This window comes from Pseudoalteromonas sp. P1-11, assembly GCF_001399995.1.
GTDB lineage: Bacteria > Pseudomonadota > Gammaproteobacteria > Enterobacterales > Alteromonadaceae > Pseudoalteromonas > Pseudoalteromonas atlantica.
Window position 1 is genome coordinate 434738 of the sequence record NZ_LJSP01000004.1, and the last position, 17942, is coordinate 452679.

Sequence of the window (17942 nt, forward strand, 5' to 3'; positions counted from 1 at the left end):
AGGCCGCCAAGGTTTGATCCTTTAGACCTATATGATTAACCCTTAACTCCTATTAAAAAGGATAATGCGTAAAAATATCGTCTATCATGGCACTAACCTTATTTTTGTCTTTATTAATTTTAGCAAAAGTACGTAAACCTGTTATTTGAATTTGTACATGGGTAGCAAGATCTTCAGCATTTTTATTTTTATCCACCTCACCTAATGTCTGTGCTTCTTCAATTAATCTGACCAATGCTGAGGATATATTAACTAGATGTGCTTTCGTTACATCAATTAAATCTTGATTCTCATCTGTTAATTCTGAAATAGTTTTTGACAGCATACAAATGCCATTTGGAGCACTATTTTGTGACTCTACTATTATTAACTTCATAAAGGCTTTTAGTGCATGAAGTGGCGAATCATGTTCGTCTTTACATTGCTGTAATAGTGACAGGCTCATATCAGCATAGTTAGCTAAGGCTTCCTTAAATAAACCATCTTTATTACCAAATGCTGAGTATATGCTACCGGGGCGAAGGTCTACCGCGTCTTGCAAGTTTCGCATTGATGTTGCATGAAAGCCTTTCTTCCAATAAAGATTGGTTGCCTTATCTATCACTTCTTGGCGATCAAATGTTGTGGTCTTTGCCATAACTTCACCTAAAAACATTAAATGAACAGTCGTTCAATTATAGTTATATTTTATCTTTAGGTAAAGTTAAACTCAGCAGAGGTGACTTCTAATAAAGCAAAAATATTTCAAGACAAATATCCATTTAAATACAATAGATTATATTTACATATTTAAAATAATTGAACGATCGCTCAAATATAACTTGAACGATCGTTCAGGTGGGTATATAGTTCACTCCATCAACTAAGGGGCTTCAAGATTTATTCCCTTTTTATAAAGGGACAACCCCTAAACAACCTATGTCATTGGAGATTAAAAATGAGCAAATTTACATTACACACAGTAGAAACAGCACCAGAAAAAAGCAAAGCAATTTTAGAGGGCGCTAAAAAGCAAATGGGTGTTGTTCCTGGCTTATATGCAGCAATGGCTGAATCACCAGAAATATTAAAAGCTTATACACAGCTACATCAGTTATTTACAGCAACATCATTCAACGCAGAAGAATTAACTGTAGTGTGGCAAACAATTAACGTTGAGCATGAGTGTCATTATTGTGTGCCAGCTCATACTGGTATTGCACACTCAATGAAAGTTGATGCCGCTTTAACTGAGGCGTTACGTAACCAAGAAGCGATGCCAACAGAGAAACTACAAGCGCTTCAAGATTTCACGCTAGCTATCGTACGCCAACGCGGCAACGTAACACCTGAACAAGTCGATGCTTTCTTTGCCGCAGGTTACGCGCAGCAACAAGTATTAGAAATCATTCTTGGGTTATCACAAAAAGTGATCAGCAACTATGTAAACCACATTGCTGAAACACCAGTAGATTCAATGTTTAATAAATTTGAATGGACTAAAAAGTAACGAGTTATAACTGCACAGTTATAGTAAATACTGTATTACAGCCTAATCAATTTTCCGTTGCGATAAAACTTTAGCAATCGCAACGGATACTAAACCAAAGGAATATCAAATGAGTTTTATCATTAAAGACAAAGTAGCTTTCGTTACCGGCGCAAATCGTGGCATAGGTAAAGCCATTGTTGAGTCACTTCTGCAACACGGTGCCAAAAAAGTATATCTTGGTGTGCGCAATCCTGAGTCAACTAAAGCATTAGAAAAGCAATACGGTGAAAAAGTAGCAACTATCCAGACGGATATTTCAAGCACCGACTCAGTTAACAAAGCGGCAGCTGAGGCTACTGATGTCGATCTTGTAGTTAACAACGCAGGTATAATGCTGTCGACTACACCTTTAGCAGAGAATATTTTTGAGTCTTTAGCTAGGGAAATAGACGTTAATGTTTATGGTTTAGTGCGTATCGCTAACGCCTTTGCAAAAGCGCTTGAACGTAATAAAGGTGCGTTAGTCCAACTGAATTCTGTGGTATCGATGAAAAACTTTCTTCAGGAAACCACTTACTCGGCATCTAAAGCTGCATCCTACTCAATCACACAAGGATTGAAAGACGCATTTGCCGAAAAAGGCGTTCAGGTACTTAGTGTTCACCCAGGCCCAATTGAAACAGATATGGGAAAAAGAGCTGGCTTTGATAACTTAGCAAGTGCTGAGTCTGTCTCTGAAGGCATTATAGACTCTCTTGAAAAAGGCGACTTTTTACTCTTCCCAGACGATATGGCTAAGATGATTGAAGGTGCTTACCAAAGCTACGCAGACAATATTATCTTGAAAGATTTTTCATAGTAAATCTTGAGCTAATAGCTAAGGGTTATACGGCTATCTACTCTCAAGCACTGTTATTTTTTTTTGTCGTTATAGCAGAGAAAGATAGAAGAAAATGGACCATGGCAAGCTTTGGTATTATTTCTGTATTAGGACTTAGCTATTTACTTTCTATTCAGTAAGCTGAATTTTAATGACACCTTGGAGCAAGCATGAAAAAAATTCCGCGTAAGTATCAATATCCACTTACTGTTTCTATGGTGTCATCTTCAATGTTGCTAGGAACGTCTGGGGTGATGGCCTATAAAACCCTGCCTGATGAGGCTTCGTTTATCAGTGCATGGATTAACTCTATTGAGCAAATTATCCCTTTTGCAATAATGCTATTATTAGTTGTCGCACCAACGATTAAACTCCTTGTGACGAAAATATTGTTAGAGCCAGAAGCAAAATGAGAAGTTGTACTGACTTTAAGCGCTTATTTTTATCAACGTCATCAATACTATAATAGCCAATAGCGGTCTATTAGACTTATCTTTTTAATGTATTTAGCACTTAATCTGTTCTAGCAAAACTAACTCACTATGGATTTAAATAAGTCTGATGGTTTATCCATTTTTTGAATTATTTTTTCTCTAAATGCGACCACCCTACTAGCAATCAACTGACGATCACTCCATACAATATAAGCTTTGCCTTTCGGGCACTCTACATCGGGCAATACCCTCTGTAGCACTGCGTCTTTTTCAAATTCTAACACTTCTTTCGGTATCAAGCCTATCCCTATGCCCGCTTTAACTGCATTAATCATTAAACGGAGGCTATTTATTGAATACTTAGCCATTACAGGTAGCTTTGTAGTTACACCTTGGTACTTAAATTCCCAAAAAGGTATAGTATTTCCTGCAAGTAAATTATGTTCAAGTAATGACTCTATATTATTGGGAATACCTTGAGCTTTAAGGTATTTGGGTGATGCAGCTAAGACTAGCTCAGTTTGAAATAAGGGTTTTTGAATTAATGTAGGTATATTGCTCGGTGTAGTAACAATCGCGAGATCAATACGTTCATCAATATAGTTTTCAGTGTCAGAAGAGAAACTAATGTGGATTTTAACACCGGGATGTTCTGTCATAAATTCGATTGCTAGATTCTGAAGAAAATAATCAGCGAAAGGCTCTGGACACGATACATAAATCTCACCCGTTAATGTTGCCTGTGTATTAGAAAGATTGAGCCATTGTTCATCAACTTGTTTGAAAATAGGAGCAAAGCGTCGGTAATATTCTTCACCTGCATTAGTGAGTTGGAATTTTTTGGCATGTCGATGAATGAGTTTCTCACCTACTTTTTCTTCTAACTGACTCACAGCCCTAGAAAGCGTCGGGGCAGAGGCTGTAGCTAAAAGACTAGCCGGGGCGTAACCACCACACTCTACTGACAGGCAAAACCAATATAAATTGCCGAGCTCTTTTGCATCCATAATATCTAATCATTCAAATATGAATTTATAAATTTCAATAATAGCTATTTTTGAAATAAGGGCAAGGCTTTAAAATATGCCCTCTAAATTATTCAAGGTGTGACCAATATGAAAAAATTCCCTCAAAAATTTAAATACCCGCTAATAGCCTCAATGGTTTTACCTTCAATGCTTTTGGGCATGACGGCTATTATGGCCAGGAAAATGGTGTCTGACGATGTCTCATTTATGAGTGCATGGTCATACTCTATAGGAGAAGTTATTCCTTCTGCACTATTGCTTTTAGCTGTAGTTGCACCAACAGTTCGGCTTTTTGTTAGCAAAGTATTATTAGAATCTGAAGAGAAATAATTCACCATAAAATATAGGAAAAATGAAATGGGGAAACAATTATTACTAGAAGTATCACTAATATCGAGTGTATTCGTTATTGTCGGGTTAATGTGGCTGGCGTTACGCCATTCAGCTATGAACCCTTCGGCCATCATGCAAAAGCTATTAACCGGCTTGTTAGCTATTTTTTTAATTATGGCTGGCACAGTAAAGTTCTTTGAGCCGTTCAATACTATGTTTACTAAACAAATAGCTTTGAGTGGACTGCCATTACCCGAGATAGCTAGGTGGGCTGGTCAATTAGGTGAAATTTCAGCAGGTTTAGGGTTTTTGATTGTGCTTACTTTATCCAAGGTTCTAACAAAAAATATAATAAGAAAAGTATTTTATTGCTCATCACTATTAGCGCTATCTATTATGTTTGTCGCAGTGTATGTTCACATGATTCCAGAGGTAACTGCTGAGTTTTTACCATTACAATCAAAGCCTCCAATTCTAACATTAATTGTTATGTTGCTAATTGGGCTGAATGTGTGGATATTTAGGAAGTTTAAAAACGAATAAGTTAATCTGTTTAAATCACTATAATGATGGCTGTTTCTTGAACGCTCATAACCGCCCATCAGCTGCCGTTATGAGCTATCCATTAAAGCACTAAGCTCAAACCTCAGCCTCTACACATCATGCTTTAACCTTTTTTAAATAATGCTCAACACCTATATTTGCCGCATCAACCGCACCGGCAACGTAGCCCGGAAATTGCACTGACCATTCACTGCCAATACCGACTAAATTTTGATGCCATGGGCCATTTTGCGCGGTTATGTAAGGTGCTGGGGTATGCGTATTAGCCGCATGTGTATCTAAATGTGTTGCGGTGAGTGGGTCTTGTGCCCAGTCTTTAATAATATCGGCTTTGGGTGTAGCGGCTTGTGTGCCAAAAAGCCTGACTAATTGCGCTCTGCAATGGGTGATTAAATCTTCATTACTAATGCGTTTTCGATCATCGGCGGGTATACCAATAAAACCAAATAATGCCGCTTGGCCTTGTGGATTTGATGCATCGTGTATTTCTGCCATTGGCCCAACACTGCTGCGGGCGCTGCCCGAGAGCGTTCGCTTACGCCAAAATGGCGTATCGTACACTGCAATATACTTAGCGTGGGGTGCCATCCAGGTTGCGGTATTTTGCCACTGCGTTACTAAATCGCTTGGCAATGCGGGGGTAAATGTTATTTGGCTTGCGGCTAAGCGTGGTGGTAGCGCAAGCATTACGTGCTCAACGTTTACTTTATGATCGGTTGTCTTTGAGGTGCTAAAGTTAACTTCAATATTACCGTGTTGGTGGGTAATTGTTTTAACCAAAGCGCCGGTCACTATGTGTTTGTTGCTAAGCTTTGCATGTAAGGCATTAATAAGGGTGCCCATGCCACCTTTTAACCGCATAGACGTAGGCGCATGCGTATAACCGGGTATTGCTGTGGGCGGTTGTGTATGTGAGCGCTCTACTAACGTATTGCCTTGCTCGTACTGGGCAAATGTTTCTAGGTTTAGGGTTTTAATAATGGCATTTAATTGCGGCTGAAACTCTGGCCAAAACCATGTTGGGCCAAGATCAAAGCTATTTGTTGTCGCTTGCGACAGGCTTGTAAAGTCCATAATACGGCCACCTAATTGGTCTCTGGCTTCAAGCAATATGTAATCGGTAATGCCGCATTGCTCTAACTGGTAAGCTGCATACACGCCGCTTAGCCCACCGCCTATAATCGCAATTTTTGTACGCATTATTTAGCCTCCACAGCCTATGTTTATAAAATTACCTACTTTTAGGTAAATTGTAGCGCTGTTATTTCCCGCAGATATTAACGCTTTACTCGTGCTTGGCAGCCTTAGCCAGCTTCCTTTTGTATATTCAACCTCGTTGTGTATTACGCTGCCGCCCAGTACAAATAGCTCTAAGGCATTATGTGCTTTTAGGTTATCAAATAGGGGCTGTTGCGGGGTTAACTTTACCAGTTTAGTTACTTCGTTATCATCTTGATAAAGCGGGCATATTAGGCGGTTATTTTGGGTTATCCACGTAGCCGGATCGTGTGTATTTATCCGCACAGAGGTGGCTTCTGTTACGCACATTTGCCACAGTTTTACAAAAATGGTTGCGCCACTTTTACTTTTAGGTGCATGTGAAGACCCAGGCGGGTTTCGTAAATAAAAACCTTGTGGATAGTCGCCCGACTCATCTGAAAAGGTGCCTGAAAGTACCAATATTTCTTCACCACCTGGGTGAGCATGGCTTGGAAAAGTAGACTCAGGCGCGTAGCGTACTACGCTAGTTGCTCTGGCTTTTTCAGCGCCTATTCTGTCGAGCATTACCCGCTCAACACCCGCCTGAGGCGATGTTTGCCAACTATATTGACTTGGCAGCATAGAAGCGTTTTTTGAAAAATCTGAATTGACTCGCATTTATCCAACCTAAATTAAACAAGAGCAATAACATACATTATTGCTCTATAAATTTGCGCCCATCGAGGGCTTTAAAATTACGTATTAATTACGACCAGCCATTACACCGCCGTCAACATCCCATACAGCACCCGTTACCCAAGCGGCTTTGTCGCTGAGTAAAAACGCAATGGTATTGGCGACATCTTCGCTGGTACCTACACGGCCAATTGGGTGGAAACTGTTAAAGCCTTGTAGGGCATCGTTTACTTGTGCTTTAGGAATAAAACCTTCGTAAATTGGCGTTTGTACAACCGCTGGCGATACTGCATTGACGCGAATGTTGTGCGCGGCTAATTCCATTGCTAAATGTTGAGTTAGCGCATGTAAGCCCGCTTTAGCCATTGAATACGCTGACGATGGTGTAGCTGCAATAGCTTGCTTACCCCACATAGAACCCACATTTACAATGGCGCCTGCGCGTTTTGCTGCCACTAAATTAGCGGCTACTTTTTGTGTAATAAAAAATAGTGCGCGGTTAATTTGCATGTACTGATCGTAATCAGCCGCTTCGTGCTCTAAAAATGGTTTAGGGAAAAACACACCGGCCGCATTTACCAGTAAATCCACGTCTGCGTGGTCTTGTGAAAGTGTGTTAATTAAGTTTTGCACGCCTTCGTCGCTGGTTAAATCAGCGGTTAACACCTCAACAGTTCCTAAAGCTGATAACTGCTCTTTTGCTGCTTGGGCTTTTTCTTTACGGTGGCCAACAATAACAGCGTGGCCGCCTTGCTCTAAAATTAATCGAGCCGTGTCAAAACCCATTCCGCTAGTACCACCAATAACGAGTAATTTTTTACCTAAAAATTGCTTAGTCATGTTTATTGCTCCAAGCGCCACTAAGCGCTGTATTTGTTATATAAATAAAAAGTATTGGGTTGCCTAATAGCAAGTAACTTGCTGGTTGGCTTGGGCGGTATTTTTTACTTATTTACTTGCTTTAACAAACGAGATAATCTGAATCATCAGTAAAGAAAAAGTTTATCGTATGAAATCACCTATACACCTCAATGCATTAAAAGCGTTTGAAGCAAGCGCAAGGCACCAAAGTTTTTCAGCGGCAGCTGAAGAGCTAAATGTAACGCCTGCAGCCGTTGGGCAGCTGGTAAAAACATTAGAAGAGTGGCTCGACACGCCGCTGTTTCATAGAATGAGCTCAGGTAAAACACGGCTAGTAACCACCGAAACCGCGCAAAGTGCCCTGCCACTAATACGCGAAGGCTTTGATAAACTTGCCCAAGGGCTAGACATTTTAAAAGACAACGCCATAAGTGGCGCGTTAACAGTGGCAGTAAGCCCCGCATTTGCCGCCAAGTGGTTATTGCCTAGATTGCATTTTTTTCAAGAAATATGTTCGCAAACCAGTGTGAATTTAAATACTAATTTAAAACCTGTTGATTTTACTGAGCAGCGTATAGATGTAGGCATACGCTTTGGCGTAGGCAATTGGCAAGGCTTGAGCGCAGAAGAACTAATGGATGAAGAGGTATACCCAGTATGCTCACCTAAATTTTTAGAAGACTCAAACCGCTTAAATACCATTGATAAACTATTGAACGAAACCCTGATACACGATCAGTCAATGGATGACCATACTGGTTTTCCGTCTTGGTCGGCGTGGTTAAAAAAAGCCGGAGTAACAGGCCCTTTAACCACTAAAAGCATTCAAATAAATAACTCCGCGGCTGTATTGCAATCAGCTATTGACGGCCACGGTGTGGCTTTAGCGCGCAGTGTAATGGCTAAAGATGACCTAGCCGCAGGGCGATTAGTCAGGTTGTTCCCTAATATTTATTTTGAATCACCATTGGCGTATTACGTTATTTACCGCCCCGAATGTGCTGAACTGCCAAGAATACACGCATTTAAAGAATGGCTGTTTAAAGAGGTAGGAAACCCGCGGGCTAAAAGAGATTAAAGCTCAGGAGTACTTTGATAAAATACAGCAATAAAGAAAATATTTACCATGGTAAAAGATAATCTCTGTGGTTAAGTACGTTCATTCCCCGTAAGCTTTCGCTCCAAGTTAGCCACTTTAATGACTAAAGTGGCGTTTAATTAGGAGTAAACATTATGTCACAAGTAAGAGTAACGCCATGGCAAGATGGCGAGCAAGCCCCAGGCGAACTACTAGCCGAAATGCAAGGTCGTCGTCCAAACGGTGAACTAATAGGCATAGATAGAGTACTACTAAAAAGCTTTCCTTTAGCTAAAGGCTGGAATGAGCTGTTAGGGCGCGTTAGAGCAAACTTTGGCTTATCGCTTGAGTATCGCGAACTTATTATGCTGCGTGTAGCGGTATTAAACAAAGCCGATTTTGAATGGAATGTGCACTACCCTGCATACATACAGGCTGGCGGTAGCGATGAAAAAGCAACGGCTCTTAAAAGTGTGGTAGTAAATGCTGAGTTATTCTCTGAGCAGGAGCTGGCTTTGCTTGAGCTTACTGATCAATCAACCACTAAAGTAAATGTTGATGGCGACGTTATTGAACGTTTAAAAGCACTATTTGGCGAAACGCAAACAGTAGAAGCGGTAGCAACGGTTGCTGCTTACAACATGGTATCGCGCTTTTTAGTGGCGTTAGACATTTAAATACCTCAACCATAAATTGCTTTTAAGCGCCTTGAATACTTTTAGGAAAGTGAAATCATGGAAAAATTAAACGCTATAGACTCAGATAGGCTTGAGCAAAGCGACCCTCAAGTTCAAACAGCTAACTTATGGCGTTTAATGTTAGCCCAGGCACTTTCTGGGGCTAATAGCGTTGTGCTATATGCAACAGGTGCGGTAGTGGGCAGCTTGCTTGCTCCTACTGCACTTTTAGCCACTTTACCTGTTTCTATTTTTGTTTTAGGAATGGCGTTGTGTGTTTTACCCGCCGGTGAATTAGCACGAAAATATGGCCGGCGTGCAGCCTTTATGGCAGGCACTGGCGCGGGTGTTTTAACCGGACTATTAGCGACTATTGCGTTGTATATAGACAGCTTTTGGCTGTACTGTTTATCTGCGCTATTGGGCGGCGCTTATGCGGCAGTAGCTTTGTCATTTCGGTTTGCTGCAACCGATGGCGTGCCCGAAAATAAACGCCCGCAAGCGCTTTCTATGGTAATGGCAGGTGGCGTAGCTGCAGGTATTATTGGCTCGCAGTTAGTAACGCATACCATGCACCTGTGGTCAGACAAAATGTTTGCTGCCACATTTATTGCGCAAGCCATTGGCGCGGCTCTCGCTGGTGTTATTTTGTTTGGCGTTAAATTGGCTAAGCCTTTAGCAAATCAAGCATATTCAGGAAGACCATTGAGAACAATTGCTTTGCAACCACGATTTATAAGCGCGGTTATTTGTGGTGCAGCATCGTATATGGTGATGAACTTTTTAATGACATCGGCACCTTTGGCAATGCATATGCACGGGCATAGCCAAGAGTCAGCAAACTTAGGAATGCAGTGGCATGTTATTGCTATGTATGCACCTAGCTTTTTTACCGGTAAGCTCATTGCACGTTTTGGGGCTGCTCGTATTTCTGTTTTTGGTATTATTTTAACTGCAATTTCAGCAGCTATAGGCTTTTTAGGTGAAGGTGTATATCACTTTTACGCGCTATTAATTTTGTTAGGCATAGGTTGGAATTTTGGCTTTTTAGGGGCATCCGCATTAGTGCTAGAAACGCACAAGCCAGAAGAAAAAAACCGTGCTCAATCGTTTAGTGACTTTATAGTGTTTGGCTTAATGGCGGTAGGCTCTTTTTCATCAGGTGGGTTATTAAGTGCGTACGGTTGGCACACCGTTTTATGGGCGTCGTTTGTGCCTTTATTACTGGCCGTTATTGTTTTGATATTAACCAAAAAATACCAAGCCAATTTTAGCGAGCAAGCTTAAACACACTAACTGCCCTACAAGCCGCTTTTATTAGCAAGCTAAAGTTTATTAAGCTGCTGGCAAAATTGCCTTACTTTTAATTCTTGTAGCGAGGCTGTTTTATATGAAATATAAACTCAATTAAAATGACACCCATCTTAAATTCTTCACAAGAATATAATTTATTTAAGATGACACCCACTTTAACTATTTCAAAAAAACGACTTAATTAAATGCCTAATTTAAAAACACGTAAGCTCAAGGCATATTAAAAGGTATATACTGCGGTTATTTTAAAAATGTGCTGCTATTTATGTAGTTAACTAAATTTAGGGCACGCTGAAACCAGCATTTAGGCTGTTTTTTAAATGAAAGAAGGGTTTTTTAGGCTAGTAGCTTTTCGCAATTACTAAAATTAACTCGTCGCTTTTTATTTAAATGCTCGCAGTAACCTACATGTGATTGCGGCTTACCTACAGCGCCATGAAATACGCGTGTAAAGTCTTTAGTGAGTTTTAACCAATTCTCTGGTGCTACGTTTACTCTTTCTAATAAAGGGAGCTGTGTGTTTTCAATAAAACCTGGTTTGTCATCGCGAATAATACGGCCTGTCAGCTCAATTAATTCGAGGTAACATTTAAGCTCAAACGGTAAACCTTTAGGCATAAATTTACAGGGTTTACCTGCAAATTTTAAAAGTTGTTTGGGTTGTTTTGCGTTTTTAGCGCCCTGAATGCGCTTTTGCACGCTGGTGAAGTTTGAGCACTCGGGGGTTTTAGCTACTTTTGCTCTTATTGGGTTTAAATCAACGTAAGCCATGCAAGCTGCAAGGGCTGCTTCATCAAGGAGAGCTTGTGATTTAAATCGCCCTTCCCAAAATCGGCCAGTGCATTTATCTTCTTTATTTGCTTTACGAGCAATGTGTTCGTTTAAAACGCGCATAAACCAGCTAATGCTAGATAACCTTTCTCTGTATTGAATAATAGTTTGGCTTAAAAAGTATCGCTCTGTACTGCTAAGCTTCTCACCTTGTAAAAATTTTTGTGTAAGTGGTGTGCCTTTACATAGCTTATGCCAGCGTAGCAATATAGCTTTGTCATTTAACCTATTTGCTTTTTTATCATCAACATAAAGCACAATATGCGTGTGATTACTCATAACTGCATAAGCACATATATCAATACAAAATATTTTAGCGAGGCTAAATAGCTTTTGTTCTACCCAGCCCCTTCTGTGTTCGTAGGATTTACCCGTTAATGAATCCTCGCCGCATAAATAAGCATGACGTACACAGCGCGAAATACAGTGATAATATTTTGTATCTGCCAAACTGATTTGGCGTTTTCTTGCAATAGCCATGTAGCACCTAGTTTTTGATGAACCAATTAAAAAAGTAGATGCTTATTGCGTAAAGTGCAAAAATAAAGGTGGGTGTCATTGTAATTGCGTAAAGTGCAAAAATAAAGGTGGGTGTCATTGTAAGAGTAAAATTTCACTCGGGATTTTTTTCATACCTAGTTAAGCTTTAGCTTAGCTAAACATAATCATTAGCCTTAATTTAGGAGTTTATGTGTTAGAAGCGTTATTTGTTTATGGTACCTTGTGCCCAGGGCATCCGAACGAACATATTCTTGCCAATATTGGCGGTACGTTTGAGCAAGGCAGTGTAGTTGGCAATTTAATTAACGAGGGCTGGGGCGCCAAAATGGGCTTTCCTGCACTGGTATTAGACGAAACAGGCCAAGAGATAAAAGGCTATGTGTTTAGCTCAACTAATTTAAAAGATCACTGGCATGTGCTCGATGAATTTGAAGGCGATGCGTACTCACGCATTTTAACGCAAATAAAATTGTTAAACGGCGAATACGTTCAGGCAAATGTATATGCTCTTAACGTTAAGTAATTTATATAGCAGCGCTTTTTAAGCTAAAGCGCTGCTATAATTTTTTAATTAACTGCAAAATCGTGAGTTTCTAAATAGCTTGGTACGCTTTTAAAACAGGCCTTTAGCTTACTTGCAAGCGTTGTGGTTACTGGCGCATCACATTTTAACTGACCATTATATTTTCCGTTAGTTAGTGCTACTAAACTAAGTGAGTCATAGCTTGGTTTACTTTGTATTTTATGAATTACCACCCCCTGCTCTGCTGAAACCTTTATTAAATCAAACTCTTCTTTTTCAGGTTGTGTTATAGCGATCTTTTTTACATATAACGGATTTTTAAAGGTCAGCTTTGTCGAAAACAAAGCCTTACCTCCGCGCTCAAAATGGCCATTAAACACAGTAGTATTTAAAGTGGGTGTCAGCTTATTTATTAATAAATTTAAATCAAATTTGTTTGGTAAAATGGTGATCTGAGTTTGTTTTTTTAGTGACTCGTTCAGTGCTTTTTTGATTATTTTTAGGTGGGTGTCATTGGTAGTTACTTCGTACACTATTTGGTAATCGTGTGGGGGGGCGTATAACGGCATGTGGCTGGCAAGTACTTTATCGCCGGCTAATATAAGCGCCATGCCATGAAAGCCATTATAGCTGTGGGTTTTGTGTGAATTGTGTTGAGGTGTATTTGAGTGCGCTGCACTCGATAATAAAATAAAAATTAGCAGTATGTGTTTCATGTTAATGCTCAAAAATAAATATAACGTCACTATAAGCTGATTTTTATGTATAAATAATCGATAATAAGTTGTTAGTTGTTTCCTTTTAATCAATACGATTTGGCGCTATGCATTTAGATGACATTGAAAAAGTAATTCATATGGCGAGTTCGCAAAACCTGCACACAACCGCTAAGCATTTTAATATTACCCCAGGGGCGCTGTCTAAAACGCTAAAAAAGGTTGAGGCAAACTTAGCCACAGAGCTGTTTAATCGTGTGGGCAAAACCTTAGTACTTAATGATAAAGGCAAAGAGTTTGTTAAGCACAGTAGCGATTTAGTTCATAATTACCAGCAGCTTACTAGCCGCTTTAAAAGCGATAATCATAAATTTAATGCAGTTATTGCAGGCCCTGCAATTTTACTTAAAAGTGGCCTTAAAAAGTTACTTACCCCTCTTAGAAACCAGGCTTGTTCGGTACGTATTAATAATGTATTTGAAGGTGAAGCCATAAGCCAAGTTGCATCAGGCGCTGCGCATATTGCGCTAGTAACTCGCGAGGCACTAAATAATAGCTCACATACTAATTTAGTGGCGGTTGATGTATTTAATACTGGGTTTAGTGTGGCTGCGCATGCTTCGCATCAGCTAGTACAAACTGGCTCTTTAACGCTTAATAAAGATCAATTACTAGAGCTTGCTTTTGCATGCCCTTTGTTTTCACCCCTGTGCGGCCTTGAGCAAGGTATAGGCTCCGACGGCTGGCAAGATGATATTGCACCGCGAAATATTGTATTTAGATGTAGCGATTACAGTGCATTAATAGAGGTGGTTCAAAGTGGCTTGGCGTTGGCGTATTTACCTAACTTTGTGATTGATGATTTAGGGCTTACAAAATTAACTGTAAAGGGGGTTAACAGTCACTACAGTGAAAACATTGTAATGATATACAAACCTTCAAAGGCCGATGGTTGGCTTAATAAACTTATGCATTCTTTATAAAAGCGCTTAAAAATATAAAGCGCCTTAACCACTACATTAAGACGCTTTAGGATGAAAACTTTAATTTGCTAGCTATTAAAAGTTATACGCTAACGACATTTTAAATTGAGTTGGCGCGCCTGGGTAAACCCATAAAGCGTTGTAGCTGCTTTCGGCGTAATCTTCATCAAAAATGTTATTAACACTCACATTAAGCTCTGTTTGCTCGGTTAAGTTAACGTTGCCAAACACGCCAACTAATTGGTAGCTCGGTAGCCTAAAGCTTAAATCGGCGGCATCACCTAAACGGCTACTGGTGTATTGGTAACTTGCACCAAACTCAAGCTCTTTGCCCATTAATGCTGTTTGGTGGCTAAGCGTAAGGTTTAAGTTATTTTTTGGTACATTAACCAGCGGGCTGCCTTTTTCAATTGGCACGCCCCAATCGGCATTAATAATGTCGTTTGCTGTGGTGGCATCTATATAGGCGTACGATAAGTTAAACGCCGTTGCATCAGTAATATAGGTATTTAAATCAAGCTCAAACCCTTTACTATCGGCTTTACCAATAGGCGCTGAGAATCCAACGTTTACAGGGTCTGCCACTAACATATTACTTTTAGACGCATCAAAAAATGCCACAGTACCGTTTATGCCTAAGTATTCAAACTTAGCGCCAACCTCAAACGAGTCACTGTATTCAAAGCCAAAGGGGTCGCCGCTTGCATCTGTGCCGCTCAGTGGCAAAAAGCCTTCTGAGTAACTGCTGTAAAAAGTGAGAGCGTTATTTAGCTCGTACACTACGCCAACACGAGGGCTTACTTGGCTTTCAGAGCTGGTCGAAAACACGCCGCTGTTGGTTTCTAAAATGTCTTGGTCAACGCTGTCAAACCTTAGGCCCACTAATAGCTTAAATTTGTCGGTAATATCCATTTGGTCTTGAACATAAATACCGTATGCTTTTTGCTCTTCGTCGTTTTCGTAAAGCAGGCTTACTGCTGGTCGTTCAACATCGTAATTTGGCTCAAAAATATCAACGGTATAAGTGCCGTTACCGCCTCGATAGCGAGAAAGCGCTGTACGTAAATCGTACTTGTATGCATCGGCACCTATTAATAAATGGTGCGTAATACCGGCTGTGTCTACACTGCCGCTTAGCTCAAACTTTACACTTAAATCTTCTACTTCGTAGTCGCGATAACGCTGCTGGCGAGTAAGTGTTCGGCCATCGTCAAATAACGATTGGCGCGATGGCGAAAGCTCTGCATCTGACGAAAACCCCGTTAACGTAGAGCTACGGTAGTTTGCACCGGCCACTAACGACCATTCATCGTTAATATCGTGATTTAAAGTAATTTGGTGCCCGCGCGAATACACCTGCGTGTCGCCATCGTTAGGGTTACCTAAATAACGTGAGCTTGGTACGGTGTCAAAATCGTTATCAAGTACGACAACACCACGGTCAAATAACTGCGCTAAATCTACGTATTCAAACTCATAAGTCACACTGGTTGATGCGTTTATTTGATGATAAATAGACGGCGTAACTACCTTTTTATTGGTGTACACCTCATCGCGGTAGCTGTCGCTATCTTGCCACGCGCCATTTATTCTAAACGCGGTGGTATCGTTAATGCCGATTGTGTAATCGCCTTCAACGCGATTAAAACTGTCGCTGCCTAAGCTTAGTTTTAGCTCACCTTGCGGCTCAAACTGAGGTTTTTTAGTCACAATATTTACAGTACCGCCTGGCTCTGAGCGCCCATAAAGTGCTGAGCCTGGGCCTTTTAGTACTTCAATGTAATCAATGTTAGATACATCACGCGGGCCGCTAAAACCACGCCCACCGCTAAAGCCATTAATTAAATAGCCCGATGGCATGTTTTCGTTACCCGAAAGACCCCGAATAGAAAAGCTATCCCATAATGCGCCGCTGTTATTTTTGCGCGAAATACTGGCCGAAAAATCGAGCGCGTCTTGTAATTTAGTAATGCCTTTTTGATCAAGCGCAGCACTGCTAACACTTACAATAGATTGCGGCATTTGCTTTTGAGGAATGTCGCCACGGTATGCTTGTTTATAAGTAACCGATATTTTTTCAATTTCGTCGTTTTGCTCTTGCGCCACTGTTTGCGCACTTAAGCCTAAGCAGGCTAAATAAATTAAAGAATACTTCATGATAATAGGGAAATCGAAGGTGTTATATTATAACAACAAGTTTAACATGTGTTACTTTATAACAAAACAACTTTTTAAAAAATCACAGAGCGATTAATTAATGCACTAGCGACTGCCCTGTCATCACGTTAGTATGGAGATCTCTTTAGGTTACATAACGATAATTACATGAGTATAAAAACAAACGCGTTAATCTATTTTTTAGCCTTTTGCAGTGGCTTTTGCATTATGGGTATTGAGCTATTAGGCGGGCGTATTTTAGCGCCTTTTTTTGGCAGTAGTGTGCACATTTGGGGCAGCATAATTACCGTATTTATGCTTAGCCTTTCTTTTGGGTATTTACTCGGCGGTAAGCTAAGTACTAAAAATGCATCGCTTACAAAATATGGCTTAATATTTTTAACTGCCAGTATTATGGTGGTGCCTATTGCGCTTTTTTCGCAGCCAATAATGGAATTTATTTTTACCCACATTGAAGATACACGCTACGGCTCGTTACTTGCCTCTACGGCTTTGTTTTTTATTCCTACCGTTATTTTAGGCATGATCTCGCCTTACTCGGTGCGTTTATTAGTCACCGACAGCCATAAAAGTGGCCAAGTTGCGGGTATTTTATATTTTGTAAGCACGTTGGGCAGCGCCTTAGGGACTATTATTACCTCGTTTTACTTTGTACTGGCGTTTGATGTAAACACCATTATAAGTGCCTTTGCGTTAACCTTGGGCCTGTTAGGTGTGCTGGCAATTACTGTTAATAGCCTTGCTGGTAATAAGGAGCTTGCCCATGCGTAACTGTTTATTATTTTTAGCGGTACTGTTTTCGGTTGCGGCGCACAGTAATGTAGTGCACGAGGAGCGTTCTTTATATCGCAATATTATTGTTGATGAAACAGGTGACCTTCGCTGCTTAAAATTTAATACAAAAAGTAGCCAAACCAGCCAAAGCTGTATGTACAAAAACAACCCCGACAAACTGGTTTTTAACTATACCAAACTTACGTTTGCCAGCCTTTTAGTAACCGACAACCCTAAAAATGTGCTTATTATTGGCCTAGGTGGCGGTACGCTTTCTAATGTCATTCATGCGCTTTACCCTGCAGCTAAAATTCATAATGTTGAAATAGATCCCGCCGTTTTAAAAGTAGCCCGTAACTATTTTAACTTTATAGAAAACGATGCGGTCACCTCAAGCGTGCAAGACGGGCGTATATTTATAAAGCGCGCAGCCATTAAAAAGCAAAAGTACGATTGGATTATTCTTGATGCATTTAACGGCGATTATATTCCTGAGCACTTACTCACCAAAGAGTTTTTTGAAGAGGTAAAAAGCGTATTGGCCGAGGGCGGTGTAATTGCCGCTAATACGTTTTCGAGCAGTAAATTATACGAACATGAGTCGGCAACTTACCACGCCGTGTTTGGCGATTTTATTAACGTAAGCCGTGCTAATCGCTCTAACCGTATTATTTTAGCGGGTGTAAACTCTATGCCTACTGAGGCGCAAATTAATCAGCGTATTAAAGCACTTAACCCGCGTTTAAAAAAATACGATGTAGATTTAAAAGCAATTAGTACCTATATGCAAAGTACCAAAAACAAGCAAGATTGGCCTGCCAATACAAAAGTGCTTACCGACCAATACTCCCCTGCTAACCTCCTTAATTTTTAAATCCACAAATTTATTTAGCCTCAGTA

Annotated in this window: 20 protein-coding genes; 12 read left to right on the plus strand and 8 right to left on the minus strand. The window is 40.3% G+C overall.

Going from position 1 to position 17942, the window contains the following annotated elements; all coding sequences use genetic code 11:
• Positions 1–52: 52 nt before the first annotated feature.
• Positions 53–637, minus strand: a complete 585-nt coding sequence (locus tag AN390_RS10140; protein ID WP_055254277.1) for a TetR/AcrR family transcriptional regulator — start codon at positions 635–637, stop codon at positions 53–55.
• Between the two features lie 300 nt (positions 638–937).
• On the opposite strand from AN390_RS10140, the gene AN390_RS10145 reads away from it, so the two are divergent.
• The 3 genes from AN390_RS10145 (at position 938) to AN390_RS10155 (ending at position 2764) form a co-directional block, all read left to right on the plus strand.
• Complete coding sequence (locus AN390_RS10145; protein WP_054982016.1) at positions 938–1489, plus strand: carboxymuconolactone decarboxylase family protein; 552 nt, start codon at positions 938–940, stop codon at positions 1487–1489.
• A 109-nt stretch (positions 1490–1598) separates the two neighbouring features.
• Positions 1599–2330 carry an SDR family oxidoreductase gene (locus tag AN390_RS10150; RefSeq protein WP_054982017.1) on the plus strand — a complete coding sequence of 244 codons (732 nt, stop codon included), beginning with the start codon at positions 1599–1601 and terminating at the stop codon, positions 2328–2330.
• Positions 2331–2521: 191 nt separating this feature from the next.
• A complete protein-coding gene (locus AN390_RS10155) occupies positions 2522–2764 on the plus strand; it encodes a hypothetical protein (protein ID WP_054982018.1) in 243 nt (80 codons plus the stop codon).
• Positions 2765–2883: 119 nt separating this feature from the next.
• Here AN390_RS10155 and AN390_RS10160 read toward each other — a convergent pair whose 3' ends face one another.
• Positions 2884–3792 carry a LysR family transcriptional regulator gene (locus tag AN390_RS10160; protein WP_054982019.1) on the minus strand — a complete coding sequence of 303 codons (909 nt, stop codon included), beginning with the start codon at positions 3790–3792 and terminating at the stop codon, positions 2884–2886.
• Between the two features lie 108 nt (positions 3793–3900).
• On the opposite strand from AN390_RS10160, the gene AN390_RS10165 reads away from it, so the two are divergent.
• Together AN390_RS10165 and AN390_RS10170 are read left to right on the plus strand one after the other, a co-directional pair.
• Positions 3901–4143, plus strand: a complete 243-nt coding sequence (locus AN390_RS10165; RefSeq protein WP_054982020.1) for a hypothetical protein — start codon at positions 3901–3903, stop codon at positions 4141–4143.
• Positions 4144–4170: 27 nt separating this feature from the next.
• Positions 4171–4689 carry a hypothetical protein gene (locus tag AN390_RS10170; protein ID WP_054982021.1) on the plus strand — a complete coding sequence of 173 codons (519 nt, stop codon included), beginning with the start codon at positions 4171–4173 and terminating at the stop codon, positions 4687–4689.
• A gap of 117 nt (positions 4690–4806) precedes the next feature.
• Here the strand turns inward: AN390_RS10170 and AN390_RS10175 are convergent, their stop codons facing one another.
• The 3 genes from AN390_RS10175 to AN390_RS10185 form a co-directional block, all read right to left on the minus strand.
• A complete protein-coding gene (locus AN390_RS10175; protein ID WP_055254279.1) occupies positions 4807–5910 on the minus strand; it encodes an FAD-dependent oxidoreductase in 1104 nt (367 codons plus the stop codon).
• Positions 5911–5913: 3 nt separating this feature from the next.
• The gene (locus AN390_RS10180; RefSeq protein WP_055254281.1) at positions 5914–6588 is read right to left on the minus strand and encodes a cupin domain-containing protein; all 675 of its coding nucleotides are present in this window, start codon (positions 6586–6588) and stop codon (positions 5914–5916) included.
• Positions 6589–6672: 84 nt separating this feature from the next.
• On the minus strand, positions 6673–7446 hold the full coding sequence (locus tag AN390_RS10185) for an SDR family NAD(P)-dependent oxidoreductase (RefSeq protein ID WP_054982024.1): 774 nt from the start codon (positions 7444–7446) through the stop codon (positions 6673–6675).
• A gap of 169 nt (positions 7447–7615) precedes the next feature.
• On the opposite strand from AN390_RS10185, the gene gcvA reads away from it, so the two are divergent.
• From gcvA to AN390_RS10200, 3 genes are all read left to right on the plus strand, one after another.
• Positions 7616–8545 (plus strand): transcriptional regulator GcvA, encoded by a 930-nt coding sequence (gene gcvA, locus AN390_RS10190; protein ID WP_055254283.1) that lies wholly within the window; start codon positions 7616–7618, stop codon positions 8543–8545.
• Positions 8546–8700: 155 nt separating this feature from the next.
• On the plus strand, positions 8701–9222 hold the full coding sequence (locus tag AN390_RS10195; protein ID WP_055254285.1) for a carboxymuconolactone decarboxylase family protein: 522 nt from the start codon (positions 8701–8703) through the stop codon (positions 9220–9222).
• 57 nt (positions 9223–9279) lie between these two features.
• Positions 9280–10509, plus strand: coding sequence for an MFS transporter (locus AN390_RS10200; RefSeq protein ID WP_055254287.1), 1230 nt, complete (start codon positions 9280–9282; stop codon positions 10507–10509).
• Positions 10510–10872: 363 nt separating this feature from the next.
• On the opposite strand, the gene AN390_RS10205 is transcribed toward AN390_RS10200, so the two are convergent.
• Positions 10873–11847 carry a transposase gene (locus AN390_RS10205; RefSeq protein WP_055254288.1) on the minus strand — a complete coding sequence of 325 codons (975 nt, stop codon included), beginning with the start codon at positions 11845–11847 and terminating at the stop codon, positions 10873–10875.
• Positions 11848–12058: 211 nt separating this feature from the next.
• Here AN390_RS10205 and AN390_RS10210 point away from each other — a divergent pair, with 211 nt between their 5' ends.
• Entirely contained in the window at positions 12059–12391 is a 333-nt protein-coding gene (locus AN390_RS10210; RefSeq protein WP_004586271.1) for a gamma-glutamylcyclotransferase, read from the plus strand.
• A gap of 44 nt (positions 12392–12435) precedes the next feature.
• Here AN390_RS10210 and AN390_RS10215 read toward each other — a convergent pair whose 3' ends face one another.
• Positions 12436–13107: a hypothetical protein gene (locus tag AN390_RS10215; RefSeq protein ID WP_055254290.1), complete on the minus strand. Its 672-nt coding sequence runs from the start codon at positions 13105–13107 to the stop codon at positions 12436–12438.
• 107 nt (positions 13108–13214) lie between these two features.
• Between AN390_RS10215 and AN390_RS10220 the strand changes: the two genes are divergently transcribed.
• Positions 13215–14090 carry a LysR family transcriptional regulator gene (locus AN390_RS10220; protein WP_055254292.1) on the plus strand — a complete coding sequence of 292 codons (876 nt, stop codon included), beginning with the start codon at positions 13215–13217 and terminating at the stop codon, positions 14088–14090.
• A 75-nt stretch (positions 14091–14165) separates the two neighbouring features.
• On the opposite strand, the gene AN390_RS10225 is transcribed toward AN390_RS10220, so the two are convergent.
• Positions 14166–16247: a TonB-dependent siderophore receptor gene (locus AN390_RS10225; protein WP_055254293.1), complete on the minus strand. Its 2082-nt coding sequence runs from the start codon at positions 16245–16247 to the stop codon at positions 14166–14168.
• Positions 16248–16415: 168 nt separating this feature from the next.
• On the opposite strand from AN390_RS10225, the gene AN390_RS10230 reads away from it, so the two are divergent.
• Together AN390_RS10230 and AN390_RS10235 are read left to right on the plus strand one after the other, a co-directional pair.
• Complete coding sequence (locus AN390_RS10230) at positions 16416–17039, plus strand: fused MFS/spermidine synthase (protein ID WP_004586267.1); 624 nt, start codon at positions 16416–16418, stop codon at positions 17037–17039.
• Complete coding sequence (locus AN390_RS10235; RefSeq protein WP_055254295.1) at positions 17032–17916, plus strand: spermidine synthase; 885 nt, start codon at positions 17032–17034, stop codon at positions 17914–17916. Before AN390_RS10230 ends, AN390_RS10235 begins: the two co-directional genes overlap by 8 nt.
• Positions 17917–17942: the final 26 nt, after the last annotated feature.